A 26789-nucleotide genomic window follows, 5' to 3' on the forward strand; every position below is an offset into this window, starting at 1 on the left:
GCCTCCTGCGCTTTTAGGTGGTATCTAGCTCCGGCGGCAAGAATGGACGGTGGCTTCGCTTCTTCCGGCGAGGCAAAAAACGCCTCTATGTCAGAAGCTCCATCCCCCTTCCATTCTGAGCAAGCCGCCTGCGCTTTTATTTTTTATAATGCTAAAAACAGGTAGTTGCAAAATGGTGTGAGCCTTGTTATAATTTCATCATATGTGCTTCATCAATATAGTTGTGAATGCAGCTAGAGATGAAAAACTCTGTTTCGAAAATGATTCAGGGCGGAAGGAGATGAAAAGAATGAAAGCAGGAATCCATCCAGATTACAAGAAAGTTGTATTTATGGACACAAACACAGGCTTCAAATTCTTAAGCGGATCTACTAAAGGTTCTAGCGAAACAATCGAGTGGGAAGATGGAAACACTTATCCATTAATTAAAGTTGAGATCAGTTCTGATTCTCACCCATTCTACACTGGACGTCAGAAGTTTGCTACTGCAGACGGACGTGTTGACCGCTTCAATAAGAAATACGGTCTTAAGTAATAAAAACATAAAACAGGCAAGTGTATCTATTCGCTTGTCTGTTTTTTTTGCGAAAATATAACCTTTACCCTACTTTATATAGGAAAAGTAGCTGAAAGGAGAACTCAATGTACTTAATAAATCAAAACGGTTGGATTGAAGTGATTTGCGGAAGTATGTTTTCTGGAAAATCAGAAGAGCTCATCCGCCGTGTACGTCGTACGCAATTTGCGAAGCAGAATGCGATTGTTTTTAAACCTTGTATTGATAATCGTTATAGTGAAGAAGATGTTGTTTCACATAATGGCATGAAGGTGAAAGCAGTTCCTGTATCAGCTTCAAAAGATGTATTTAAATATGTGACAGAAGATATGAACGTTATTGCAATCGACGAGGTGCAATTTTTTGATGAGGACATTGTGGAAGTGGTGCAAATGTTGGCAAATCGAGGCTATCGCGTCATTGTGGCCGGTTTAGACCAGGATTTCCGTGGTCTACCATTTGGACAAGTTCCTCAGCTAATGGCGATTGCTGAACATGTAACAAAATTACAGGCGGTTTGTTCCGTATGTGGTTCTCCAGCTAGTCGTACACAACGCTTAATTAATGGTGAACCAGCTGCGTTTGATGATCCAATTATTTTAGTCGGCGCTTCAGAATCGTATGAGCCGCGTTGCCGTCATTGTCATGCAGTGCCTACAAAGCAAAGATAAATGAAACTCGCTACATAAGGCGGGTTTTTTTCGAAAGTTGGTAGCAAGACCAAGACCAGTTGGTCGTTTCACCCCTTCCGACGAGGCAAAGAGCGCCTCTATGTCAGGGGTTCCAACGTCCTCCTGTTCTAAGCGAGCCGCCTGCGCTTTTAGGAGATATCCAGCTCCGGCGGCAAGACCAGTCGGTCGTTTCACCCCTTCCGACGAGGCAAAGAGCGCCTCTATGTCAGGGGTTCCAACGTCCTCCTGTTCTAAGCGAGCCGCCTGCGCTTTTAGGAGATATCCAGCTCCGGCGGCAAGACCAGTCGGTCGTTTCACCCCTTCCGACGAGGCAAAGAGCGCCTCTATGTCAGGGGTTCCAACGTCCTCCTGTTCTAAGCGAGCCGCCTGCGCTTTTAGGAGATATCTAGCTCCGGCGGCAAGAATGGACGGTGGCTTCGCTTCTTCCGGCGAGGCAAAGAGCGCCTCTATGTCAGAAGCTCCATCCCCCTTCCATTCTGAGCGAGCCGCCTGCGCTTTTAAATATAATTTGCGTTTTTTTTATTTTGTGCCATATACTATTGATATTAGATACTAGGATGTTGAGGTGAATGATGTGTTAGATCGTTTGCAAGCTGTAGAGGATCGTTATGAGAAGTTAAATGAGTTATTAAGTGACCCAGCGGTTATTAATGATTCTAATAAGCTTCGTGAGTATTCAAAGGAACAATCTGATATTCAAGAAACGGTAGAAGTGTATCGTGAGTATAAAGATGTTCGTGAGCAATTGCAAGATGCAAAAGCGATGTTAGAAGATAAATTAGATGCTGAGATGCGTGAAATGGTAAAGGAAGAAGTTTCAGATTTAGAGGTACAGGAGAAGGAATTATCAGAGCGTTTGAAAATTTTACTTGTACCAAAAGATCCGAATGATGATAAGAACGTTATTGTCGAAATTCGCGGTGCAGCTGGTGGTGATGAGGCAGCTTTATTTGCTGGCGATTTATATCGTATGTATAGCCGTTATGCTGAGGTACAAGGATGGAAAACAGATATTATCGAAGCAAGTTATACAGAATTAGGTGGATATAAAGAGATTATCTTTATGATTAACGGTAAAGGTGCATATGCGAAGTTGAAATTCGAAAACGGTGCGCATCGTGTACAACGTGTTCCAGAAACAGAATCTGGTGGACGTATTCATACATCTACAGCAACAGTAGCTGTATTACCAGAAGCGGAAGAAGTAGAAATCGACATTCATGAAAAAGATATTCGTGTGGATACATTTGCTTCTAGTGGTCCTGGTGGACAAAGTGTTAATACAACAATGTCAGCGGTACGCTTAACTCATTTACCAACTGGGGTAGTTGTATCTTGTCAGGATGAGAAGTCACAAATTAAGAACAAAGAAAAAGCAATGAAAGTATTACGTGCGCGTATTTATGATAAATTTAGACAAGAAGCGCAAGCTGAGTATGATCAAAACCGTAAACAAGCTGTTGGTACGGGGGATCGTTCTGAGCGTATTCGTACGTATAACTTCCCGCAAAACCGTGTTACAGACCATCGAATCGGTTTAACGATTCAAAAGCTAGATCAAATTTTACAAGGTAAGTTAGATGATTTCATCAACGCGCTAGTAATGGAAGATCAGGCGAAGAAGATGGAGGCCGCTGAGTAATGCGTGTCTATGAAGCCCTGAAATGGGCTTCTTCTTTTTTACAAGAGAATGGGCGGGATGAAAATGCGGGAGAAATCGTCCTTTGTCATGTATTAAACACAAATCGTACGGGTTTAATGATGAATATGCGTGAGGAAATATGTAATGAACAGGAAAAGCGTTTTAAAGAGTTGATTCATAAACATATTGATGGAATTCCTGTTCAATATTTGATGGGATATGAGATGTTTTATGGTCGATCCTTTTTTGTAAATGAGGAAGTGTTAATACCGCGCCCAGAAACAGAAGAGCTTATCGTTGGTGTGCTGGAGAGAATTCAACGTAATTTTGGTAATCAAGAGCTTCATGTAGCGGACATTGGAACAGGAAGTGGAGCTATTTCCATTACACTTGCATTAGAGAATCAAAATCTTCATGTATATACGGTAGATATTGCGCAAGAATCCATTGAAGTTGCCAAACAAAATGCAACATCACTAGGAGCAAATGTGACATTTTATCACGGAGATTTATTATCACCATTTTATGAAACAGGGCAAAAATTAGACGTTGTTGTTTCGAATCCTCCGTATATACCGGAAGAAGATTGGAAAGGATTATCTTCTGTTGTGAAAGAACATGAGCCGAAGCGAGCGCTTGTTGGTGGAGCGGATGGTCTTGATTTTTATCGCCGTTTTATGGAAGAGTTGCCTCGTGTATTACAGAAAAAAGCCATTGTTGCTTTTGAAGTCGGTGTGGGGCAAGGGGAAGATGTAAAAGGGTTATTAGAAAAGACGTTCCCACACGCTCATGTAGAAGTGGTTTTTGATATGAATGGAAAAGATCGTATGGTCTTTGCGGAAATGGAGTAAGGCATAAGCCTTGCTCCATTTTTGTATAAAAAATTTATATAGATTTTGAATTTAATAGTTTAGAAAGATGAAAGTCTGTCCACACTGTTTCTAGAAGGGACGGTGGAGGAAATGAAAAAACAAGTGATTGCTTATTTTCTTTTACTATTAATTGGTGCACAGTTACTTGTGCAGTTTGAATATATGAAAGCCGATGCGAAAGGGCCGGCGGTGATTCCAAAAGAAGCAGTTCGCCTTCGAATTTTAGCGAATAGTGATTCAGATAAAGATCAAGCGTTAAAGCGGAAAGTACGCGATGAAGTGAAAGCGCAAATTGATGGTTGGGTAGCAGATTTAAAAACATTTGAGGAAGCGCGTCAAGTCATTCAAAGTCATATCCCAGAAATCGAAAAAACAGTTGCTCATACGTTAAAAGAAGAAGGAAGTAAGGAATCATTTCAAGTTACATTTGGAAAGAATATAAAATTTCCTACAAAGGTTTATGGTAATTTTATTTATCCAGCAGGAGAATATGAAGCGGTATTAATTACGATTGGAAAGGGAGAGGGGGCAAACTGGTGGTGCGTATTATTCCCGCCAATGTGCTTTATGGATTTTTCGAGCGGTACAGCTGTAGAGAAAGAGGAGAAAGTTGTAAAGGCTGAATCGCTGGATCAAGAAGAAGAAGTAACACCGCAGCTTGAAAAGGAAGAAGAGCCTACAAAAGAGGAACACAAAGATAAAGCGCAGCGAAAAGGGAATAATCAGCAAGAGAAAGATGTTAAAAAACAAGAGCGCGTACAAGAAGTAGTAAAACAGGAAGTGATGAAAAAAGCACAAAATAATCCGAAAGAAACAAAGGATCAAGAAAAAAGCGACAAATTAGAAACGGTGGAAATTGTGGAAAAAACAAAGGAGCCTACGGATAAAAAACAAGATCAAAAGGTGGAAGTAGTAGAGTCTGAAGAAGAACCTGAAGTGAAATTATTTATTGTTGAAGCTTTTTCATCTTTATTTTCTAAATAAGTACTATTTATAAATCCCTCTTCATATATATAAATGAGGAGGGATTTATGATGAAAAAGATTTCTTTTGCAACGAAAAACGATATTGAAAGATTGCATTCTTTTTTCGGACAAGCTAATAAAAAAGATGATAAAATAAATGAGTTGTACGAACAATTTATGATTTTAGAAGATAAAGGAACGATACAAGCTGTTATTGGATATGAACGGGAAGGGCAAAAGGCGCTCGTTCGCTCATGTTTATTCACACCAGCTGTGGATAATAAGACTTTCTTATATTTTTTTGAAATGTTTTTGCAGTATATGAAAGAAAAAAATATCGAACAACTATATTTACTCACAAATCATCCACAATCTATAACAATCTTTCAGTTTTTTCATTTTAGACCTGTGGAAAAAGAAGATGTTCCTGTAGATATTCAACAGCTAGAACACTTTTGTGAAAATGTAAAAGAGCAGAATGTAATAATACTAAATTGTCAGCTATTAACAAAGTTATCCACTGATTAATTGATTTTATCCACAATTTGTGGATAAACATGGTTTGTCTTTTGGATAACTGTCATAGTAAACTAAAAATACATATGTATTTCATGGGAGAAAAGGACGTGGAAAAAAATGCATACAAATATGTGGATTGTGGATAATTTTGTGGAAATAAAAAAAGATTATCCACAATTACAAGAAGCAGCAAAATTATTACGAGAAAATGAGGCAGTTGCGTTTCCGACAGAAACAGTATATGGACTTGGAGCAAACGCAATGAATGATGAAGCCATTGCAAAAATATTTGAAGCAAAGGGCAGACCTAGCGATAATCCTCTTATTGTTCATATTGGCTCGAAGTTGCAATTAACTGATATTGTTAGGGAGGTTCCACCTGTTGCCGAAATGTTAATGAAGCACTTTTGGCCAGGACCACTGACAATTATTTTACCGAAAAAGGACGGTATTTCAGAGAAGGTTACAGCAGGGTTAGATACAGTTGGTGTTAGGATGCCTGACCATAAAGTAGCACTGGCACTCATTGAAGCAGCAAACGTTCCAGTTGCAGCACCAAGTGCCAATCGTTCTGGACGCCCAAGTCCGACGTTAGCTTCTCACGTGTATGAAGATTTGAACGGAAAAATTGCTGGGATTGTTGATGGTGGAGCAACTGGTGTTGGAGTTGAATCGACAGTCATTGACTGCACGAGTAAGGTGCCAACCATTTTACGTCCAGGCGGGATTACGAAGGAGCAGTTAGAAGAAGTAATTGGCCCGGTTTCTTTCGATCCAGCGCTGAAAGATGAAAAGGAAAAACCGAAAGCGCCAGGGATGAAATATACGCATTATGCTCCGAAGGCACCACTTAGTATTGTGGAAGGATCGCGCGATTTTATTCAACAACTTGTGGATAAAAAGAAACGAGAGGGATATACGGTTGGTGTATTAACAACAGAAGAATATCAGCATGTATATCAGGCGGATGTTGTATTATCTTGTGGATTAAGAAGAGATTTAGCAAGTGTTGCAACAAAATTATATGATGTGCTTAGAACGTTTGATGCAAGCAAAGTAGATTGCATTTTTAGTGAATCGTTTCCAAATGAAGGAATTGGAAATGCCATTATGAATCGTTTAACAAAAGCGGCAGGGCACCATATTATTGTTGAAGAATAGGCGAGTGCATGACTCGCCTTTTTCATATGGATACAAACATAAAAGCAGGCTCTTTGTTTCATACCTACATGTTAAGGCATGAATTGATACATAGATTCTATTTTTCCTCGGATGAGCATATGGTGAAGTAGCAAGTCCGAGGAGGGACGAGAACGATGATTGAACAATTCATACCTTTAATCATTATGGCTTTTGCCTTAGGAATGGATGCATTTTCTGTAAGCCTCGGCATGGGGATGGTCACGCTTAAGGTGCGACAAATTTTTTATATTGGGGTAACAATCGGTATATTTCATATTCTGATGCCCTTTTTAGGGATGGTTCTTGGACGACTGTTATCAGAAAAATTTGGTCAAATTGCTACACTCGCTGGGGCTAGTTTGTTAATTGGATTAGGTTTTTATATTGTTTACTCTTCACTTTTAGAAAATGAAGATACAAGAGCGACTCCCACTGGGATTAGTTTGCTTATATTCGCATTTAGTGTAAGTATCGATAGCTTTTCAGTCGGATTAAGCCTCGGGATTTATGGGGCACAGATGATTTTGACGATATTGCTTTTTGGCTTCATCAGCATGATTTTAGCGTGGGCTGGCTTATTATTAGGAAGACATGCAAAGCATATGCTTGGTACATATGGAGAAGTTTTGGGAGGGCTCATTCTAGTTGGATTTGGATTGTATCTTCTTTTTCCGCTATAATCTTGTTATTATGTAAGAAAATGAGAAAGATTACGTTTAACAGTTTCTATTATTTGATGGGTAAATACCTTTCTATAAGAAATCTCATTTCTATTCATACTCTTCATAATAAGATACTTTCCATATATAGAAAGGATGATACAAATGACAAGAGTAAAACAAATTTTTGGAATCGTGATTAGTTTTTTTGTCTTTTGGTTTAGCATGCTCGGAGTACAAATGTTTGCCGAATTTCTAGATATTGATTCTTTCAAATTCATTGTAGGTAAAACAGAAACAGCTCGTGCGTTCTATTCACCGTATCCATTTTTAATTGTATTTTTGCTTACATTGCTATCTTTATATTTCTTTGTCATAAAGCTTGGGAAACCAAAGAAAGTGAACAATGTTCTTCCTGAGGAAAATAAAGAGCAAATTTGAGTTATTTTTAAAACCCCCGCGAGATATGCGGGGGTTTTTCTTTTAAATGGGGCGCACTAATTCAAATTGTTCGCCTAGTTTCGCATAGTTATGACCAGCAAGTCGGCTTACTGGTTTTAATCCTTCGGCATGGATACGCCCTTTTTCATATAAGTGTTCAGCAACATGAAAACGAACGACACGCCCAATGAGTAGATCGCACGCTGGGGACTCCTCTGTTCCGCCAAGAGGAATCGCGCGCTCTAATACGCACTCCATTCGAATATTTGCTTCTTTTACACCTGGTACAGAAATAACATCACTATCAATAGGAGTTAATTTCGCTCGTTCAATTTCGCTTTGATGGGGAGGGAGGTTTGCGGCAGTTTCATTAATAGCTTCCACATAAGATTCATCGGAAATATGTACAACAAATTCCCCTTTTTCAATTGCATTTCGCGACGTATCTTTTCGCTGCCCTTCTTTTCTTTGTACAGAAACAGAGATGAGCGGAGGATTGGCAGCAACGATATTAAAATAGCTGTAAGGAGCCCCGTTTAAAACACCATCTTGTGTCAAAGAAGTGACGAATGCGACAGGGCGCGGGATAATACTTCCTGTTAATAATTTATAATTCTCTCGTTCTGTTTGTTCATTTGGGTTAATGGAAATCATATTCGTAATCTCCCTTCTTTTTAGAAATGCTTCCTTGTTTGTTTACAAGATACAACTAGAAAACTCCTTCTTTTTTTCAATTTTTGTGGAGAGGATCGGTGAGGTGGCGAGGTGACGAAATTTGTCGACCGGTCGATATCTTGTGTCGAACCGCCGATAAATCAGGAGTTGCGCCGATATCTGATGCCGAATCGCCGATAAATCTGAAGAATCGCTAATATATGATTGCAAAAAGAAGAGCCTATCTCCAAAAGGAGATAGGCTCTTCTTCATGTCTTAAAGTAAAGTGTAAGCGCCAGGGCCGATTAAGGCAACACCTACTGCAACAGCAATTAAGATTAAGTTATATTCGAATCCATTTTCTGTTGCCCAGAAACCATTTTTGCCATGAACTGTAATAATTGCAACTAACATTGTACCAACAATAAATAGTGCACCAACCCAAGTGAAGATACCTGCTGCGAATAAGAAACCACCTAATAGTTCAGTTGCACCTGCCATAAATGCCATAAATACACCAGGTCGTAGGCCGATAGATTCCATCCAGCCGCCTGTTCCTTTTAGGCCGTAGCCACCAAACCAGCCAAATAATTTTTGAGCAGCATGCCCCATAAATGAAATTCCGATAATAAGACGAATAATAAGTAGACCAATGTTCATCATTTATAAAACCTCCTAAAAGTTATTAACTTATGTTATGTAAGTAATAATAAATGAGTTACTTACTTTAGTCAAGTAAGATTTTGAAAAAATGTGAAGAAAATTTTACAAATCATAAATAAAAAATAAATATGTTGTGAGGACCTCTAGACAAGTTTGTGAAAAAAAGAGACAATATAGATAAGAAGTTTGTTGTTATGCCAATAATTTGAATTGACTGGATTTTTTTGAAGCGATACAATGAACTTCTATTCGTAATCATGCACTTTATTTCGAAAGCGTTTTTACGGTATAGTATTTAAGTAAGAAGTTTTACGAGTATTTCAATATTTACTAGAGATTGCCCTATATATTTGCAAGCAACTTTTAAGGAGGACTATCCTATGTTTAAAAAGTTATTCGGTTTTGGTTCAAAAACAAATGAAGAAACAATCGTAGCTCCGTTAACTGGAGAAGTGAAAAATATTGAAGAAGTACCAGATCCAGTATTCTCTGGTCGGATGATGGGGGATGGTATTGCAATCGTTCCAACTGAAGGTGTTGTTGTATCTCCTGTAGATGGTGAAATTGTTCAATTATTCCATACGAAACATGCTGTTGGTATTAAGGCAAAGAATGGTACAGAAATTTTAATTCATGTTGGCTTAGAAACTGTAAAAATGGAAGGTGAAGGTTTCGAAGCTCACGTATCTGAAGGACAAGCTGTAAAGAAAGGCGATAAATTAATTTCCTTCGATTTAGAATTCATTCGCGAAAAAGCAAAAAGTACAATTACACCAGTTGTTATTACAAATACAGACGCAGCTGAATCTATTAAAACAACTGTAGGTGTATCAGCTACAAAAGGTGCAACAGAAGTAATGAAAGTTACAATGAAATAATCATTTTTAATAAGGAGTCTATTTCGTATGAAATGGATTCCTTATTTTCATGTATTTTTTATATGGTAAGAAAGTGAAGGAAATGTCGTACTGTTAAGTGGTAGTTTACATTTCTATGATGTTTTGAATAAGTATGGTATTATATTTAAGGCACTTGAAACTAGGGTTTCACATATATGTGGATAAGGCGCATTTCTCTTAGAAAAGTAAACGAGAAATGCGCCTTCTGTTATACTCACAATTCTTTTGTTCCAGTGTCATGTACGTTATGATAAGTATAGGATATTTGGCAGAAGGAGTGATTTTGGATGAAGCGAGTATTGTTTGTTTGTACTGGAAATACATGTCGTAGTCCAATGGCAGAGGCATTGCTTCGTCATTATGGAAGAGGGAATTTTGAAGTGCAATCTGCTGGTGTTTTTGCAAGTCCTGGAAGCGATGCATCTCTGCATGCTAAGGAGGCATTAGCTAAGAAAGGAATTTCAATCAATCATGCTTCTAAGCAAGTGACAGAAACATTAATTGATTGGGCTGATATCATTTTGACTATGACAGAAAACCATAAACAGCTTTTGTTAGGATACTATCCGAAAGCAAAAGAGAAACTGCATACATTATATGAATTTACAGAAGGTATAAATAAAGATATTTCAGATCCATTTGGTGGATCGCTCTCTATTTATGAAACAACACTAGTAGAGATGGAAAAACTTGTACAAAGTTTACTGGAAAAACATTCAGAGTCTTAATGTTTCGTGTATAATACGATATTGGAGATCAACTTGTTTGTAATAGACAAGTTTGAAATGAGGTAGCCATTTATGAATGGAATGATTCATAAACGTTGCAGTAAAAATCTGGAGGGGTAAAAATGAAAGTAGTAGTAGCATCTGATCACGGCGGTATCAATATCCGCACAGAAATTGTAAATCTATTAGAAGAGTTAAACATTGAGTATATTGATTTAGGATGTGAGTGTGAGGCAGGATCTGTTGATTACCCTGATTTTGCATTTCCAGCAGCAGAAATGGTTGCAAAAGGTGAAGTAGATCGTGGTATTTTAATTTGTGGTACAGGTATTGGTATGTCAATTGCGGCAAATAAAGTTCACGGCATTCGTTGCGCATTAGTTCATGATACATTTAGCGCAAGAGCAACTAGAGAGCATAATGATAGCAACATGTTAGCGATGGGTGAGCGTGTTATTGGCGCTGGCTTAGCACGTGATATCGCAAAAATTTGGCTAACAACTGATTATGAAGGTGGACGCCACGAAAATCGTGTAGGAAAAATTAAAACATACGAAGAAAAATAATATACATTCTAACTTCTATCAAAAGATAATATAATTTGTTGAACCAACCTGTGAAAGGAAGAGGCGTAATGATGGAAATAGTAAAAGTAAAAGAGCAGCTACAAACATTGCTTTCTGATTTTCAAGAACAAGCTTCTTTACAAAGTGGTCAAATTTTTGTAGTAGGCTGTAGTACAAGTGAAGTGCTCGGAGAAAGAATTGGAACTTCAGGGACGATGGAAGTAGCCGAAGCGATTTTTTCTGAACTAATACAATTTCAAAAACAGACAGGTGTCGCATTAGTGTTTCAATGTTGTGAGCATTTAAATCGCGCTTTAGTAGTAGAAAAAGAAGTAGCTTTGAAACATGGTTTTGAAATTGTGACCGTTACGCCTGTTAGATCAGCGGGTGGTGCATTGGCGACATATGCGTATCATAATTTTAAAGATCCTGTAGTGGTAGAATTTATAAAAGCAGACGCAGGTATCGATATTGGTGATACATTCATTGGTATGCATTTAAAACATGTGGCGGTTCCTGTTCGCACAAGCATAAAAGAGGTTGGAAATGCGCATGTAACGATGGCTAAAACGCGCGCGAAACTAATTGGGGGAGCGCGTGCTGTATATAAAGCGACAGAAGAAACAATGATTTGCCGTTAATATATATAGGGAAAGAAAAGACCGGACTTGGTCTTTTTTTTCTTTTATGATATAGAAAGTCATGTTAGAATGTAGTTGAAAATATGAAGGTTTAAAAGAATTACAACTTGAATTTTCGTTTTTTCTGAATAAATAGGAAAAAACCATTAGGAATTGATGTAATTCGTTCAGAAAAGGGGGATTTTGGTGGATCATTTAAAACGTCAAGATGAAAAGGTATTTGCTGCAATTGAAGCGGAATTAGGAAGACAGCGTTCAAAAATTGAGTTAATTGCTTCGGAAAACTTCGTAAGTGAAGCTGTAATGGAAGCACAAGGTTCTGTTTTAACAAATAAGTATGCGGAAGGGTATCCTGGTAAACGTTACTATGGTGGTTGTGAGCATGTAGACGTAGTAGAGGATATTGCACGCGATCGTGTGAAAGAGATCTTTGGTGCTGAACATGTAAATGTTCAACCGCATTCTGGTGCACAAGCGAACATGGCTGTATACTTCACGATTTTAGAGCATGGAGATACAGTTCTTGGTATGAATTTATCTCATGGCGGTCATTTGACACACGGAAGTCCTGTTAACTTTAGTGGAGTACAATATAATTTCGTAGAATATGGTGTGGATGCTGAAACTCATCGTATTAACTACGACGATGTGTTAGCGAAAGCAAAAGAACATAAACCGAAACTTATCGTCGCAGGTGCAAGTGCGTATCCTCGTGTGATCGATTTCAAAAGATTTCGTGAAATTGCCGATGAAGTAGGGGCATATTTAATGGTAGATATGGCTCATATTGCAGGTTTAGTTGCAGCGGGCTTACACCCAAATCCAGTGCCACATGCACATTTTGTTACGACAACAACACATAAAACATTACGCGGTCCACGCGGTGGTATGATTTTATGTGAAGAGAAATTTGCGAAGCAAATTGATAAATCAATCTTCCCTGGTATTCAAGGCGGCCCACTTATGCATGTCATCGCTGCAAAAGCTGTCGCATTTGGGGAAGCACTTCAAGATGATTTTAAAACATATGCGCAAAATATTATTAATAATGCACAGCGTTTAGCAGAAGGACTTCAAAAAGAAGGACTTACACTCGTTTCTGGTGGAACGGATAACCACCTGATTTTAATCGATGTTCGCAACTTAAATATTACAGGAAAAGTGGCAGAACATGTATTAGATGAAGTAGGTATTACAGTAAACAAAAATACAATTCCATTTGAAACAGCAAGTCCGTTTGTAACAAGTGGTGTACGTATCGGTACAGCCGCTGTAACATCTCGTGGCTTTGGCTTAGAAGAAATGGATGAAATCGCGTCAATTATTGCATATACATTAAAAAATCACGAAGACGAAGCTATATTAGACGAAGCTCGTAAACGTGTAGCTGCATTAACAAGTAAGTTTCCAATGTACACTGATTTATAATAGATGAAAGAAAACCACTGTAACATCATGTTGCAGTGGTTTTCTTTGCTTTAGATTGCATATTGCTTGAATATAGAGAAAGAACTTCATGAAAAAAGATGAGACACAACTGCCCCTTAAAGTATGTATACAAAACATGAATAAATTTTGGGAATATAATGAAGGATATGATTTCCATAATTGGTAAAGATATTAGATGAATTCATTATGAAATTAATATTTTTCCAAATTTGCCCTTGAATATTAGTAGCGTTTTCTTTACAATCGTAAATAGTGCAAACGGCGTGGAAACACGCATGAATATCATCTGAAGGAGAGATTCACATGGGAAAACTGTATGTATTTGATCACCCGTTAATTCAACATAAGATTACATATATTCGCGATAAAAATACAGGTACAAAAGAGTTTCGTGAATTAGTGGATGAAGTAGCAAGTTTAATGGCTTTTGAAATTACACGTGATCTTCCACTTGAAGAGATCGAAATCGAAACACCTGTGAGCAAAGCAAAAACAAAAGTGATCGCTGGGAAGAAGCTAGGTTTAATTCCAATTTTACGTGCAGGCTTAGGAATGGTAGACGGAATTCTGAAATTAATTCCAGCAGCAAAAGTGGGACATATTGGTTTATACCGTGACCCAAAAACATTGCAACCGGTAGAATACTATGTGAAACTTCCAACGGATGTAGAAGAACGTGACTTTATCGTACTAGATCCGATGTTAGCAACAGGTGGTTCTGCAGCTGAAGCGATTAACTCTTTGAAAAAGCGCGGTGCGAAACATATTAAATTAATGTGTATCGTAGCTGCACCAGAAGGAGTAAAAGTTGTACAAGAAGAGCATCCTGATGTTGATATTTATGTAGCAGCGTTAGATGAAAAATTAAATGACCACGGTTATGTTGTTCCAGGTTTAGGTGATGCTGGAGACCGCCTATTTGGAACGAAGTAAGACAACAGACGAGAGGGATTCCCTGCTCGTCTTTTTTTATAGATTGGGAGTAGGGGAGGGGGATAAATATACAAAGTATATGCAACATAAATTGCATATGGATAACATATAATATAGAAGTCTAACAACTAAAAGGGGCTATATTATAGAAAGAAAACGTTATATCTGAAAAATAGAATGGTGACAAACTTGTGAACATTTGCTTCTATATATAGAGAGAAATCTACTAGATTTCACATGAATTCCACCAGTATTTAGAAGGGGAACGTTTTCATTTTTGGGAGGAAATAACTAATACTCAAATTTTTTGATTTTTTACGATTTCTCGTTGACAGTGCTAATACCCTATTGTATGCTAACAACGGGGATAGATGGTAGGGCTTTCAGTGACAATTTTGCATCTATTCCGTGACGAAAAAGTAAACTTTTGGTTTTGTTTAAGATTTATGCAAAAAAATGAGTTATTATTAACACATCTTGAATGAGGCTTACATATTGGAGGGATGAATCCTTGCAAAAAAACGATCGTAGCCCTATAAAAGCATATGCTTTAATGTCAGGGATTTTAGCTCAGCTAGTCGGTTCCATTCTTGTTGGGATTTTTGGTGGGCAATGGCTTGACAGTAAGGTTGGAACGTTTCCATTGTTTCTAGTTATCGGCTTACTACTAGGGTTAGGAACAGGAATTTATGCAATGATTCGACTCATTCGACATTACTATTCGGGAGAGCAATGATGATAGATGTACATGGGCTTGTCCAAAGACAAAAGAAATATATGTACTACTTGCTTGCACTTCTAGTGCTAGGATGGGGATTTACCTCTTACAAGGATGTGTTTCTTGGGCTGATTATCGGAACGATTTTCAGTTTTCTTAGTTTGCGCATCATTGCACGTAGAACAGACAAGCTTATGGATCGCGTTACCAATGGAGGAAGCGTGAAATTTAAAGCTACAGCTGTAAGTACATATTCGAGGTTTGCGACGATTGGATTATTAATTTTATTTGCGGCAAAGTATCAGCATTTCATTGCGATGTGGAGCTTAGGTGTAGGATTGCTGACAGGGTATCTTGTCATGATCATAGATTTTCTTTATTTAGAGTATAAGAACAGGGAAGAGAGGTGAATTACTAGTGGAACACGGTAAATTGGTTGATTTTCTAGGTTTAACGTTCGATTTGTCCGCAGTTATCATGGTTACTGTAGCAGCAGTTATTGTTTTCTTAGTCGCTGTGATTGGAACTCGAAGCTTAGCTCTTCGTCCGACAGGAATGCAAAACTTCCTTGAGTGGGTGTTAGACTTTGTGAAAGGCATTATTGGCAGTACGATGGACTGGAAAACAGGTGGGCGCTTCTTAACACTCGGCGTTACACTTATGATGTTTATTTTCGTATCAAACATGCTCGGTTTACCATTCATGTTTTCAACAACTGAGGCTGGTGAACATATTGCATGGTGGAGATCGCCAACGTCTGACCCAGCAGTTACTTTAACATTAGCCGTGATGGTAGTTACCCTCACCCATTACTATGGAATTAAGATGAAGGGTACAAAGGAATATATAAAGGGTTATTTCCAACCTATGAAGTTCTTATTTCCTTTAAAGGTTATTGAGGAGTTTGCTAACACGTTAACGTTGGGCCTTCGTCTATTCGGTAACATTTATGCTGGTGAGATTTTATTAACATTGCTTGCTCAATTAGGTGCAAGTGGTGCTTTTGGAGCATTAGGCGCGGTTGTGCCAATGTTAGCATGGATGGGATTCAGTGTATTCGTTGGATCAATCCAAGCATTTATTTTCACAATGTTAACGATGGTTTACATGGCTCATAAAGTAAGTCATGACCATTAATATATCTTAAGTAAGTATAAAATTTATTTTTTTCTAATAAAAAGGAGGACATTTTAAATGAGTTTAGGTGTAATCGCAGCTGCAATTGCAATTGGTTTATCAGCATTAGGTGCAGGTATTGGTAACGGTCTTATCGTATCACGTACAATCGAAGGTGTTGCTCGTCAACCAGAATTAAAAGGCGCACTTCAAACAATTATGTTCATCGGGGTTGCATTAGTTGAGGCACTTCCAATCATTGGTGTAGTTATTGCATTCATCGTAATGAACAAATAAGGGATACTCCCCTTACATAAATGGCGAAGAGTGTTTTTTGAACTTTCTTCGCCATTGCTTTATGAACGATATGTATGTCTTTTTTTCATATAGTTAATTTAGATATCTTGAAGGGAGTGAATCCTTGTGCCAACTTTATTATTAGGAGCTGCCATTCCGTTTGGAACGATCGCTTATACGTTGGTCGTTTTCCTAATTTTATTAGTGATGCTACGCAAATTTGCTTGGGGTCCTTTAATGGGAATTATGAAGGAACGTGAAGAGCATGTTGCTAGCGAAATCGACGCTGCAGAAAAAAATCATGCAGAGGCGAAAAAGTTAGTAGAAGAACAACGTGAAATGTTAAAACAGTCACGTGTTGAAGCACAAGAGTTAATCGAAAGAGCGAAAAAGCAAGCAGAAGAGCAAAAAGATGGTATTATTACTGCTGCAAAAGAAGAAGCAGAATCAATTAAAACATCTGCTGTACAAGAAATTCAACGCGAAAAAGAGCAAGCAATTGCTACATTACAAGAACAAGTCGCTTCTTTATCTGTTCAAATTGCTTCCAAAGTAATTGAAAAAGAACTAAAAGAAGAAGATCAAGTGAAATTAATTCGCGATTATATTAAAGAAGTAGGAGAAGCGCGATGAGCAATGAGATTGTAGCAAAACGTTATGCTGTCGCTCTTTTTCAAATTGCAAAAGAAAAACACGTATTAGAAACGTTTGAAGAAGAATTAGGCCTTGTACAAAGCGTTTTTATGAAAAACGAAGAACTACATAGCTTTTTAACAAAGCCAAATATTTCAAAGGAACAGAAAAAAATGTTTCTTTCTAACGTATTCTCTTCTGTTTCTGAGTCTATTTTAAATACGTTATATATTTTAGTTGATAATAAACGAATTGAAATTTTACCTGCCATTGCAAATGAATACGTAACTCTTGCAAATGAAGAGCGTAACGTAGCGGATGCAACTGTCTATTCTACTCGTCTTCTATCTGAAGAAGAGAAACTGAACATTGCAGAAGCATTTGCAAAAAGAACTGGAAAAGATGCAATTCGCGTAAAAAATATTGTAGATGAGGATTTACTAGGCGGTATTAAAGTGCGCATTGGAAATCGCATTTACGATGGAAGTTTACAAGGAAAATTAGCACGTATTCAGCGTGAACTAATGAAGAATAGATAGGGGTGAAGCACATGAGCATCAGAGCTGAAGAAATTAGCGCACTGATAAAGCAACAAATTGAAAACTATCAGTCTGAAATCGAAGTTAGCGATGTTGGTACAGTTATCCAAGTTGGTGACGGTATCGCGCGTGCTCATGGTCTTGATAACGTTATGGCTGGTGAACTTGTAGAGTTTGCTAACGGCGTTATGGGACTAGCACAAAACTTAGAGGAAAACAACGTAGGTATTATTATTCTAGGACCTTACACAGAAATCCGTGAAGGTGACGAAGTTCGTCGTACAGGCCGTATTATGCAAGTGCCAGTAGGTGAAGGACTAATCGGTCGTGTTGTAAACCCATTAGGTCAACCGGTAGACGGTTTAGGCCCAATCCATACAACAAAAACTCGTCCAATCGAAAGCCCAGCACCAGGTGTAATGGATCGTAAATCTGTTCATGAGCCACTTCAAACTGGTATTAAGGCAATTGATGCACTTGTACCAATCGGTCGTGGTCAACGTGAGTTAATCATTGGTGACCGTCAAACTGGTAAAACGGCAGTAGCACTGGATACAATCTTAAATCAAAAAGATGAAGACATGATTTGTATCTATGTTGCAATTGGACAAAAAGAATCTACAGTACGTAACGTAGTAGAAACACTGCGTAAGCATGGTGCATTAGATTACACAATTGTTGTAACAGCATCAGCTTCTCAACCAGCTCCATTATTATACTTAGCTCCTTATGCAGGTGTAACAATGGGTGAAGAATTCATGTACAACGGAAAACACGTATTAGTCGTGTATGATGACTTATCAAAACAAGCAGCTGCTTACCGTGAGCTATCATTACTATTACGTCGTCCTCCAGGTCGTGAAGCATATCCAGGGGATGTATTCTACTTACATTCTCGCTTACTAGAGCGTGCAGCAAAATTAAGCGATGCAAAAGGCGGCGGCTCATTAACAGCTCTACCTTTCATCGAAACACAAGCAGGGGACGTATCAGCATACATCCCAACAAACGTAATCTCCATTACAGATGGACAAATCTTCTTACAATCTGATTTATTCTTCTCTGGCGTACGTCCAGCAATCGATGCAGGTACTTCAGTATCTCGTGTTGGTGGATCTGCTCAGATTAAAGCGATGAGTAAAGTATCAGGTACACTTCGTCTTGACCTTGCATCTTACCGTGAGTTAGAAGCGTTCGCTCAGTTCGGTTCTGACCTTGATAAAGCAACACAAGCGAAACTAAACCGCGGTGCTCGCACAGTTGAAGTGTTAAAACAAGGATTACACAAACCGTTGCGAGTAGAGAAACAAGTTACGATTCTTTACGCTTTAACACGTGGATTCCTAGATGATATTCCAGTAGCAGATATCACTCGCTTTGAAGAAGAATTCTATGCTTGGTTAGATTCAAATGCAGCTGATTTATTAGAAGAAATCCGCACAACGAAGAAACTTGCGGATGACGACAAATTTGCAGCAGCAATCAATGGATTTAAAAAAGTATTCGTAGCTAGATTGTAATAAAAAGCGGAGGTGGCTCGTCCAGAAGGGGAGGACGCTGGAACTCCTGACGAAGAGGCGCTTTTTGACTCGCAGGAAGGGGTGAAATGACCGCCCCTTCTAGCCGTCGCAGCTAGATTGAATAAAAAGCAGAAGCGGCTCGTTCAGAACAGGAGGACGTTGGAGCTCCTGACGAAGAGGTATTTTTTGCCTCACAGGAAGGAGCGAAACGACCGACTGTCCAAGCGGCTGAAGCTAAACTATACAAAAGGTAGTTCGTCTTAGAATTACTAACGATTTACAGAGGAAAAGAGTAGGTGCACCTATTCTTTTCCTTCAATCATGAGCAAGCATGCCTTGCAATATGGATTAGAAAGATGAACGAAAAGGAATCTTACTAATCATGCCAACTTCCCGAAAAAAAGGTGGTGAAAACCTGTGGCATCTTTACGCGATATAAAAGCGAAAATTAACTCGACAAAGAAAACGAGTCAAATCACGAAAGCGATGGAGATGGTATCTGCATCGAAATTAAACCGTGCAGAACAAAATGCTAAATCTTTCGTTCCATATATGGAAAAAATTCAAGAAGTGGTAGCGAGTATCGCGCAAGGTAGCAAAGGAATCAATCATCCGATGCTAACAGCGCGTCCTGTAAAGCGTACAGGGTACATCGTTATTACATCTGATCGCGGACTAGCAGGTGGTTATAACAGTAACGTATTACGTGAGGTAAGTAACGTAATTCGTGAGCGTCACAATATGGATCCAAATCAATATTCAATTATTGTAGTTGGACGACTAGGACGTGATTATTTAAAACGTCGTGGCTTTAACATCATTGATGAAGTAGTTGGATTATCTGATCACCCATCATTTACAGATATTAAAGATCTTGCTTCTCGAGCAATTGCGATGTTTGCAGATGGTGCTTATGATGAATTGTATATTTATTACAATCACTATGTAAGTAAAATTTCACAAGAAGTAACGGAAAATAAAGTTTTACCGCTTACAGATGTGAAATCTGATAAAAAGTTAACTCCATATGAGTTTGAACCTTCAGAAGAAGAAATCTTAAAAGTACTATTGCCACAATACGCGGAAAGCTTAGTGTACGGTGCACTGCTAGACGGAAAAGCAAGTGAGCACGCAGCGCGTATGACAGCAATGAAGAGTGCTACAGACAATGCGATGGAAGTTATCGATACACTTACACTTTCATTCAACCGTGCTCGTCAAGCTGCGATTACACAAGAAATCACAGAAATCGTTGGCGGAGCAGCAGCGTTAGAATAGTAATAAAAAGCGGAGGTGGCTCGTCCAGAAGGGGAGGGCATTGGAACTCCTGACGAAGAGGCGCTCTTTGCCTCGCAGGAAGGGGTGAAATGACCACCCCTTCTAGCCACCGCAGCTAGATTGTAAGAAAAGGCGGAAGCGGTTCGTTCAGAATGGGAGGGGGATGGAGATTCAGACGTAGAGGCGTAGTTTGCCTCGCAGGAAGAAGCGAAGCCACCGAGCATTCTAACCGCTGTAGCTAGATTCATAAAAAATTGAAAGCCGACTGATAGAAAGCTGGCTAATATAAAGAAAGCTAGGAGGGAACCCGATGAATAAAGGGCGCGTTACGCAAATCATGGGTCCGGTTGTAGACGTTAAGTTTGACGGCGGAAAGCTACCTGAAATCTACAATGCCCTTAGAATTAAAAAAGATGAAGTTAACTTAACTTTAGAAGTTGCACTTCACTTAGGTGATGACACAGTTCGTACGGTTGCAATGTCTTCCACTGATGGACTTGTTCGTGGCACAGAAGTAGAAGATACAGGTCGACCAATCTCAGTTCCAGTTGGTAATGCAACACTTGGTCGTGTATTTAACGTATTAGGTGAGTCAATTGACTTAGATGGTGAAATTCCAGCGGATGTACGCCGTGACCCAATTCACCGTCAAGCACCTGCATTTGAAGAATTATCTACAAAAGTAGAAATTCTTGAAACTGGTATTAAAGTAGTAGACTTACTTGCTCCATACATTAAAGGTGGTAAAATCGGTCTATTCGGTGGTGCCGGTGTAGGTAAAACAGTATTAATTCAGGAATTAATCAACAACATTGCACAAGAACACGGTGGTATTTCTGTATTCGCTGGTGTAGGTGAGCGTACTCGTGAAGGGAACGATTTATACCATGAAATGAGTGACTCTGGCGTAATCAAGAAAACAGCGATGGTATTCGGTCAAATGAACGAGCCACCTGGTGCACGTCAACGTGTTGCATTAACAGGGTTAACAATGGCGGAACATTTCCGTGATGAGCAAGGACAAGACGTACTATTGTTCATCGATAACATCTTCCGTTTCACGCAAGCGGGTTCTGAAGTATCTGCCCTTCTTGGTCGTATGCCATCTGCGGTAGGTTACCAACCAACACTTGCAACTGAAATGGGTCAATTACAAGAGCGTATTACATCAACAAATAAAGGGTCTATTACGTCTATCCAAGCGGTATATGTACCAGCCGATGACTACACTGACCCAGCACCTGCTACAACGTTCGCTCACTTAGATGCAACAACAAACTTAGAGCGCCGTTTAACGCAAATGGGTATTTATCCAGCGGTAGATCCATTAGCTTCTACATCTCGTGCGCTTTCTCCAGAAATCGTAGGAGAAGAGCATTATGAGATTGCTCGTCAAGTACAGCAAACTCTTCAACGTTATAAAGAGCTTCAAGATATTATCGCTATCTTAGGTATGGATGAGTTATCTGAAGAAGATAAGTTAGTTGTACATCGCGCTCGTCGCATTCAATTCTTCTTATCTCAAAACTTCCACGTAGCGGAACAATTTACAGGTCAACCAGGATCTTATGTACCTGTAAAAGAAACAGTTCGTGGTTTCAAAGAAATTCTAGAAGGTAAACATGATGATCTTCCAGAAGATGCATTCCGCTTAGTAGGTGGAATTGAAGAAGTTGTTGAAAACGCGAAGAAAATGATGGCGTAAGGCCTTAGGAGGGACGAATTATGAAGACATTTCCAGTCAGTATTGTAACTCCTGATGGACCAGTTTATGAAAAAGAAGTAGAAATGGTAAGCGTTAAGGCAGAAAGTGGGGAGATGGGGATTTTACCAGGTCACATTCCCACTGTTGCGCCGCTTAAAATTAGTGCGGTTCGTTTGAAAAATGGCGGTCATACTGATTATGTAGCAGTAAGCGGCGGCTTTATCGAAGTTCGTCCAGATAAAGTAACAGTATTAGCACCATCTGCTGAAGAAGCGAACCATATTGATATTCATCGTGCAAATGAAGCGAAGCGTCGTGCTGAGCAACGTCTGCAAGATAAACAAGCTCATGTTGACTTTAAGCGTGCAGAACTAGCGCTAAAACGTGCAATTAATCGTTTGGACGTTTCTGAGATGAAATAAAAAATCCGTAAAGGTTCTTGCCTTTACGGATTTTTTTATTTGTCTAAATAGAATGAATTCCTGATTTGTAGAAAATATTAAGAAAAATGATATAATGAGAAGGTATTTTTATATAAATATGATATACGGCGTATGAAAGGAGAGGGGAACATGATTAGTGAAATGAAACGAGAAGCTTTGCAATCACTAAAGGGGAAGTGGGGGCTTGGTGTAGGCTCAACGATTTTACAATTTGTTTTAAGTTATATTGTTTCGCTAGTTGCATCATTAATAATTTTTATTCCAGCAGTATTGTTAATCATAGCGACTGGCGACTCATTGTATGCATTTGAAGAGGGAGGAGTAGGAATTGGTGCTGTTCTTGCATTTATTTTTATATATATGCTAATGCTCATTGTGAATTATGGAGCATATGGAATTATGGTATATGGCTATACGAGTTTATATGTCAATATAAGTAAGAGAAATACTGTTACGATAGATTATTTATTTGAAGGGTTTCGTGGTGTAAATAGAATTTGGAAGTCAATAAAAGCGATGCTAGGTGTATTTATATATTCGTTATCTTGGGTTCCTATCGTATTTATAGGAATATTAATGTTTGTTAAGCCACCTGAAAGCGAAGCGTTAGTTATCGTTGTGTTTGGCCTTCTATTCATTTCAATCATAGTATCGATTATTGCTTCTTTTTCGTATGCGATGACGTTTTATATTTTAGTAGAGAATCCGGAATACAGTGTTTTACAAGCGTTAAAAGAAAGTAAATCAATCATGAAAGGGCATAAAATGGATTTATTTCTTTTATGGCTTAGCTTTATTGGCTGGGGAATTTTAGCTATGTTTACATTGGGAATTGGATTCCTTTGGTTATACCCATATTTCACTACAACAACAGCACATTTTTATCAATATATATCAGAAAAAGAATTATACTAAAAGGATATGGAGTGGAGGGTGCAAGGATCATGTGCTCTCGCCTTTTATAGACTATATAATGAGAAGATAGAAGCTTGGAGGGTTTACATGATTAGTGATTTAAAAGGAAGGGCTCTTGATGCCTTAGAAGGGAAATGGGGCTTAGCGGTAGGAATCACGCTGCTTATTATTATTTTAATAACCATCTGTAGAACAGTTATTACAGTCCCATTCTCATTTATATGGGGCTGGGAAGAGGCAAGTAGATCTCTTTCAGTAGATATGGTTGCCATGCTTATTATTGGGCCGTTAACTTTAGGAGCATACTCCCTTGTATTGCGTGCAGTTCGTGAGCAAGACGTAAAAGCAAGTCAACTATTTAGCTGGTTTACAGATGGAAGTAAGTTGATAAAGTCATTTTTAACATATTTATTAATATATGTATATTTGATTTTATGGACGTTATTATTGATTATTCCAGGGATTATTAAGTCCTTCTCCTATTCGATGACGTACTTCATTTTGAACGATCATCCTGAATATACAATGAATCAAGCGATTACAGAAAGTCGTCGCATAATGGATGGGCATAAACTAGATTATTTTCTAGTATGCTTAAGTTTTATTGGTTGGTTTTTATTAAGTATCGTTACAATTGGAATTGGATTCCTATGGTTAATTCCCTATTTCTATACAACAAGCGCAGCATTTTATGAGGAAATCACAAAAGATTAATTGAAAAAGGTAGCAATCAAAAAACACCCTTTCTAAATCGTCCTGTTTAGAAAGGGTGTTTTTGTAGAAAGTCGAGGAACTGTTTACTTGTAAGTGGTTTACTAAAGTAATACCCTTGCATGTATCGGCAATTGTTAGCTTGTAAAAAGTCAAATTGTTTTTCCGTCTCAATCCCCTCTGCAACGACGGAAAGGTTTAATGTATTTGCAAGTGAAAGTATTGTAGAAATAATAGCTCTTTCTTCATCTCGATGATCGGCCAGTTGTGTAAATTCTCGTGGCACTTTTAATGTATCAATTGGGAAAATGGATAAGTAAGCTAGAGAAGAGTAACCTGTGCCAAAGTCATCAATTGAAGTTTGAATGCCATGTTCTTTTAACTTTTTAAGCTTTAGTAATGTTTCTTTTTCATTTATCATGGCGATGCGTTCAGTTAATTCCAGTATGAGAAATCTCGGTTCTACTTGTACCTCCTTAAGTATATTTAAGATATTTTCGATTAAATGATCTTGTTGAAATTCTTTTGCTGATAAGTTAACACTTATTTTCAAATCAGTATAGCCAAGCTTATGCCAACGCTTTAATTGCTTGCATGATTCTTTTAACATCCAATGACCGAGCGGAATGATTTGAGGTGTTTCTTCGACAATCGGAATGAACTCACAAGGTGAGATATTACCTAGAATCGGATGATTCCAGCGGATTAAAGCTTCTGCGCCAACTATTTTTTTCGTTCTAATATCAACTTGTGGTTGATACGAAATAAAGAATTGGTTATTTGCTAGAGCAAGCGACAAATCTTTTTCAATTCGTGATTTACGCGCCATCTTTTTGTATAGCTCCTGTGTATAGATGGAACTTCCATTTTTTCCTTTGTTTTTCGTTTCATACATGGCCATGTCAGCATGCTGCAAAATTGACATCGGATCTTCACCGGCCTCTGGATAAATCGCAATACCAATACTCGACGAAATTTGTAAATGATGATTTTCAATTCGAAATGGTTCATTTAATGCGGTCAAAATATGATCTGCTAATGTTTGAACTTCAGCTGGGTGCTTAATATTTTCGACGAGGAGCGTAAATTCATCTCCGGCAAGCCGTGCAAGTTTTACATTCGGATTTGAAATTTGTTTCAGTCTTTTGGCTATAGCAATTAAAAGAAGGTCTCCGATTCGATGTCCAAGAGTGTCATTGATAATTTTGAAACGGTCTAAATCAAGGAATAAAACAGCAAAAGGTTGTTTTGTTATTTTAGCTCGTATGATGGCATCTTCTAGTTGCTTGTGAAAGGCACGGCGGTTGGAAAGTTCAGTTAATGTGTCATGATATGCTAGGAAGTTAATTTGCTCTTGTTGCTGTTTGCTTTCTGTAATATCTTTAATCATTAAATAGACACCTGGAATATGTTCTTTTAAGATAATGGGAACAGCTGTAACATGCAAAAAATAAATATCTCTATTTTTATGATATGCTCGTATCTCTAATGAAATCGAGTTCCCTCGTTTCACATGATGAAACGCATCTATTATTTTTTTTAAGTCTTTCTCATATACAAGTGAGTAATAAGGCTGATTTAATAGTTCATTTGTTTGATAACCAAGCAATGTAATTCCAGCATTATTTACATTTAAGAAATTGCCGTGTAAATCCAATGTGAAAATAGGATCAGGATGGTGTTCATATAGAGATTCGAACATTTTTTTACTTCGATATAACGCATCTTTTTGTTGCACTAAATCTTGTGTGCGTAACTCGATTTGTTCTTCTAAACGTTGGTTAAATCGCATCTGCGTTAGCAGTAGTCCTTTATTTTGTCTACGAACTAAAATATGGCGTATCAATACAAAGAAAAATGTAACAATAAGGCCTATTACTAATACGGGTGAAAAAGCATGCTCTATTAATACAAATATACTAAGTGCAATAACGGAGAGATAGGGTAGTGATAAATGAATTGCTTCACCGATTTGCGGTGTTAGTAATACTTGCTCAGTTTGCTCTGCTTCTTTTGTGTGCAGCACACAAGCGATAACAATTAGCATTAAAAAAGCTTGATATAAAGGCGCAATGATAAATCCAGAATGATTAGCTGTGAAATATTTCATATAAGTATAGATCGAATCAATACTTGCATAACCAATGACTGAAGTTGCTAAAAAGATGGAAACTTGTTTTGAAAGAAGTGACAGCGGTCGAAATAATAAGCTAATGCCTATTAGAAGAAATAATAAGTTTGCCATGGGATACATGAGTTGCACGATTATATTAAAGTAAGTAGTAGCGATAATATGGATAGCCTGCTCGATAAGAAGGTAATAGCTTAATGTAAATTGTGCAGTCACGACAATGCAAACATCACATATGATAAATAACTGTTCCCATATATTTCGATCATAAAGTAATTCATATAAGAAGGCAGCTACAAAAATAACGAGAAATAATAAATAAAAAAAGTCGGACGGATCAATAAATATAGCAGAGTCATGTAAAATCAAACGTTGGTAGGCAACGATGATGTCACCAATAAAATATAAAATGGAACCGAGTGTTAGTAGCATCCAAAATCGATAAGCATGACTACGTTTAATGGATGAAAAATAAAATAAGTAACTACAAATGATAATATCAATTAAAATCGTTGTTACCCATATCATGATTTGAAATATAAGAGAGTCTTTCGAGTAAATGAGTACCCCGATATAATGAATGCTAAGATAAATGAGTAAACTACTTATAAGAATCGTTACGTGTGTTTTTATCTTCATGGAATTCACCTACGGTATAGAAAATATAAATTATTTTATTATATGCTCTTTTATATAATTTGTATGGGATGAATATTGTTTTC

At 38.0% G+C, this 26789-nt stretch carries 31 protein-coding genes; 28 read left to right on the forward strand and 3 right to left on the reverse strand.

The features are described 5' to 3' along the window. Positions 1-289 precede the first annotated feature (289 nt). The 9 genes from MR058_RS15155 (at position 290) to MR058_RS15195 (ending at position 7528) form a co-directional block, all read left to right on the forward strand. Positions 290-535: a type B 50S ribosomal protein L31 gene (locus MR058_RS15155; protein ID WP_012096298.1), complete on the forward strand. Its 246-nt coding sequence runs from the start codon at positions 290-292 to the stop codon at positions 533-535. Positions 536-642: 107 nt separating this feature from the next. Next, positions 643-1227: a thymidine kinase gene (locus MR058_RS15160; RefSeq protein ID WP_242144788.1), complete on the forward strand. Its 585-nt coding sequence runs from the start codon at positions 643-645 to the stop codon at positions 1225-1227. A 595-nt stretch (positions 1228-1822) separates the two neighbouring features. Then, on the forward strand, positions 1823-2890 hold the full coding sequence (prfA, locus tag MR058_RS15165) for a peptide chain release factor 1 (RefSeq protein WP_242144958.1): 1068 nt from the start codon (positions 1823-1825) through the stop codon (positions 2888-2890). Further along, entirely contained in the window at positions 2890-3741 is an 852-nt protein-coding gene (gene prmC, locus MR058_RS15170; protein WP_242144789.1) for a peptide chain release factor N(5)-glutamine methyltransferase, read from the forward strand. Before prfA ends, prmC begins: the two co-directional genes overlap by 1 nt. Positions 3742-3843: 102 nt before the next feature. After that, positions 3844-4746 carry a stage II sporulation protein R gene (spoIIR, locus tag MR058_RS15175; RefSeq protein ID WP_242144790.1) on the forward strand — a complete coding sequence of 301 codons (903 nt, stop codon included), beginning with the start codon at positions 3844-3846 and terminating at the stop codon, positions 4744-4746. 50 nt (positions 4747-4796) lie between these two features. Continuing rightward, positions 4797-5255, forward strand: a complete 459-nt coding sequence (locus tag MR058_RS15180) for a GNAT family N-acetyltransferase (RefSeq protein ID WP_242144791.1) — start codon at positions 4797-4799, stop codon at positions 5253-5255. Between the two features lie 108 nt (positions 5256-5363). After that, the gene (locus MR058_RS15185) at positions 5364-6407 is read left to right on the forward strand and encodes an L-threonylcarbamoyladenylate synthase (protein ID WP_242144792.1); all 1044 of its coding nucleotides are present in this window, start codon (positions 5364-5366) and stop codon (positions 6405-6407) included. Between the two features lie 155 nt (positions 6408-6562). Next, on the forward strand, positions 6563-7108 hold the full coding sequence (locus MR058_RS15190) for a manganese efflux pump MntP (protein ID WP_242144793.1): 546 nt from the start codon (positions 6563-6565) through the stop codon (positions 7106-7108). 144 nt (positions 7109-7252) lie between these two features. Beyond that, the gene (locus tag MR058_RS15195; protein WP_242144794.1) at positions 7253-7528 is read left to right on the forward strand and encodes a DUF3935 domain-containing protein; all 276 of its coding nucleotides are present in this window, start codon (positions 7253-7255) and stop codon (positions 7526-7528) included. Positions 7529-7570: 42 nt separating this feature from the next. Here MR058_RS15195 and MR058_RS15200 read toward each other — a convergent pair whose 3' ends face one another. Both MR058_RS15200 and MR058_RS15205 read right to left on the reverse strand, forming a co-directional pair. Beyond that, a complete protein-coding gene (locus MR058_RS15200) occupies positions 7571-8182 on the reverse strand; it encodes a flavin reductase family protein (protein ID WP_242144795.1) in 612 nt (203 codons plus the stop codon). 276 nt (positions 8183-8458) lie between these two features. Next, positions 8459-8845 (reverse strand): DoxX family protein, encoded by a 387-nt coding sequence (locus MR058_RS15205; protein ID WP_242144796.1) that lies wholly within the window; start codon positions 8843-8845, stop codon positions 8459-8461. Positions 8846-9225: 380 nt separating this feature from the next. Here MR058_RS15205 and MR058_RS15210 point away from each other — a divergent pair, with 380 nt between their 5' ends. The 19 genes from MR058_RS15210 to MR058_RS15300 all read left to right on the forward strand — a co-directional run bounded on the left by MR058_RS15210 (position 9226) and on the right by MR058_RS15300 (position 23939). Continuing rightward, a complete protein-coding gene (locus MR058_RS15210) occupies positions 9226-9723 on the forward strand; it encodes a PTS sugar transporter subunit IIA (protein ID WP_242144797.1) in 498 nt (165 codons plus the stop codon). A gap of 308 nt (positions 9724-10031) precedes the next feature. Next, positions 10032-10472 carry a low molecular weight protein arginine phosphatase gene (locus MR058_RS15215; RefSeq protein ID WP_242144798.1) on the forward strand — a complete coding sequence of 147 codons (441 nt, stop codon included), beginning with the start codon at positions 10032-10034 and terminating at the stop codon, positions 10470-10472. A 122-nt stretch (positions 10473-10594) separates the two neighbouring features. Further along, positions 10595-11038, forward strand: a complete 444-nt coding sequence (rpiB, locus tag MR058_RS15220) for a ribose 5-phosphate isomerase B (RefSeq protein WP_242144799.1) — start codon at positions 10595-10597, stop codon at positions 11036-11038. Positions 11039-11106: 68 nt separating this feature from the next. Beyond that, the gene (locus MR058_RS15225; RefSeq protein ID WP_242144800.1) at positions 11107-11679 is read left to right on the forward strand and encodes a TIGR01440 family protein; all 573 of its coding nucleotides are present in this window, start codon (positions 11107-11109) and stop codon (positions 11677-11679) included. Positions 11680-11865: 186 nt separating this feature from the next. After that, positions 11866-13107, forward strand: a complete 1242-nt coding sequence (gene glyA / locus MR058_RS15230; protein WP_242144801.1) for a serine hydroxymethyltransferase — start codon at positions 11866-11868, stop codon at positions 13105-13107. A 324-nt stretch (positions 13108-13431) separates the two neighbouring features. Continuing rightward, positions 13432-14061: a uracil phosphoribosyltransferase gene (upp, locus tag MR058_RS15235; RefSeq protein WP_012096281.1), complete on the forward strand. Its 630-nt coding sequence runs from the start codon at positions 13432-13434 to the stop codon at positions 14059-14061. Positions 14062-14432: 371 nt separating this feature from the next. Beyond that, positions 14433-14546: a DUF4024 domain-containing protein gene (locus MR058_RS15240; RefSeq protein WP_242144802.1), complete on the forward strand. Its 114-nt coding sequence runs from the start codon at positions 14433-14435 to the stop codon at positions 14544-14546. Between the two features lie 26 nt (positions 14547-14572). Next, positions 14573-14797: an AtpZ/AtpI family protein gene (locus MR058_RS15245; protein ID WP_140388452.1), complete on the forward strand. Its 225-nt coding sequence runs from the start codon at positions 14573-14575 to the stop codon at positions 14795-14797. Further along, positions 14797-15189: an ATP synthase subunit I gene (locus tag MR058_RS15250; protein WP_242144803.1), complete on the forward strand. Its 393-nt coding sequence runs from the start codon at positions 14797-14799 to the stop codon at positions 15187-15189. The genes MR058_RS15245 and MR058_RS15250 overlap by 1 nt, the downstream gene beginning before the upstream one ends. Before the next feature lie 7 nt (positions 15190-15196). Further along, the gene (atpB, locus tag MR058_RS15255) at positions 15197-15916 is read left to right on the forward strand and encodes a F0F1 ATP synthase subunit A (protein ID WP_242144804.1); all 720 of its coding nucleotides are present in this window, start codon (positions 15197-15199) and stop codon (positions 15914-15916) included. 57 nt (positions 15917-15973) lie between these two features. Further along, positions 15974-16192: a F0F1 ATP synthase subunit C gene (gene atpE, locus MR058_RS15260; protein WP_000052064.1), complete on the forward strand. Its 219-nt coding sequence runs from the start codon at positions 15974-15976 to the stop codon at positions 16190-16192. 126 nt (positions 16193-16318) lie between these two features. Further along, a complete protein-coding gene (gene atpF, locus MR058_RS15265) occupies positions 16319-16825 on the forward strand; it encodes a F0F1 ATP synthase subunit B (RefSeq protein WP_242144805.1) in 507 nt (168 codons plus the stop codon). After that, the gene (locus tag MR058_RS15270) at positions 16822-17364 is read left to right on the forward strand and encodes a F0F1 ATP synthase subunit delta (protein ID WP_242144806.1); all 543 of its coding nucleotides are present in this window, start codon (positions 16822-16824) and stop codon (positions 17362-17364) included. Before atpF ends, MR058_RS15270 begins: the two co-directional genes overlap by 4 nt. A gap of 11 nt (positions 17365-17375) precedes the next feature. Beyond that, positions 17376-18884 carry a F0F1 ATP synthase subunit alpha gene (gene atpA / locus MR058_RS15275; protein ID WP_242144807.1) on the forward strand — a complete coding sequence of 503 codons (1509 nt, stop codon included), beginning with the start codon at positions 17376-17378 and terminating at the stop codon, positions 18882-18884. A 417-nt stretch (positions 18885-19301) separates the two neighbouring features. Beyond that, positions 19302-20162: a F0F1 ATP synthase subunit gamma gene (gene atpG / locus MR058_RS15280; protein WP_242144808.1), complete on the forward strand. Its 861-nt coding sequence runs from the start codon at positions 19302-19304 to the stop codon at positions 20160-20162. 310 nt (positions 20163-20472) lie between these two features. After that, the gene (gene atpD / locus MR058_RS15285; protein WP_242144809.1) at positions 20473-21867 is read left to right on the forward strand and encodes a F0F1 ATP synthase subunit beta; all 1395 of its coding nucleotides are present in this window, start codon (positions 20473-20475) and stop codon (positions 21865-21867) included. A 20-nt stretch (positions 21868-21887) separates the two neighbouring features. Then, positions 21888-22289 carry a F0F1 ATP synthase subunit epsilon gene (locus tag MR058_RS15290; RefSeq protein WP_242144810.1) on the forward strand — a complete coding sequence of 134 codons (402 nt, stop codon included), beginning with the start codon at positions 21888-21890 and terminating at the stop codon, positions 22287-22289. Positions 22290-22439: 150 nt separating this feature from the next. Further along, on the forward strand, positions 22440-23225 hold the full coding sequence (locus MR058_RS15295; RefSeq protein WP_242144811.1) for a DUF975 family protein: 786 nt from the start codon (positions 22440-22442) through the stop codon (positions 23223-23225). An 87-nt stretch (positions 23226-23312) separates the two neighbouring features. Next, entirely contained in the window at positions 23313-23939 is a 627-nt protein-coding gene (locus MR058_RS15300; protein WP_242144812.1) for a DUF975 family protein, read from the forward strand. A 46-nt stretch (positions 23940-23985) separates the two neighbouring features. On the opposite strand, the gene MR058_RS15305 is transcribed toward MR058_RS15300, so the two are convergent. Next, complete coding sequence (locus MR058_RS15305; RefSeq protein ID WP_242144813.1) at positions 23986-26706, reverse strand: putative bifunctional diguanylate cyclase/phosphodiesterase; 2721 nt, start codon at positions 26704-26706, stop codon at positions 23986-23988. Between the last annotated feature and the right edge of the window lie 83 nt (positions 26707-26789).

Source organism: Bacillus cereus group sp. BfR-BA-01430 (genome assembly GCF_022663115.1).
GTDB lineage: Bacteria > Bacillota > Bacilli > Bacillales > Bacillaceae_G > Bacillus_A > Bacillus_A cereus_BD.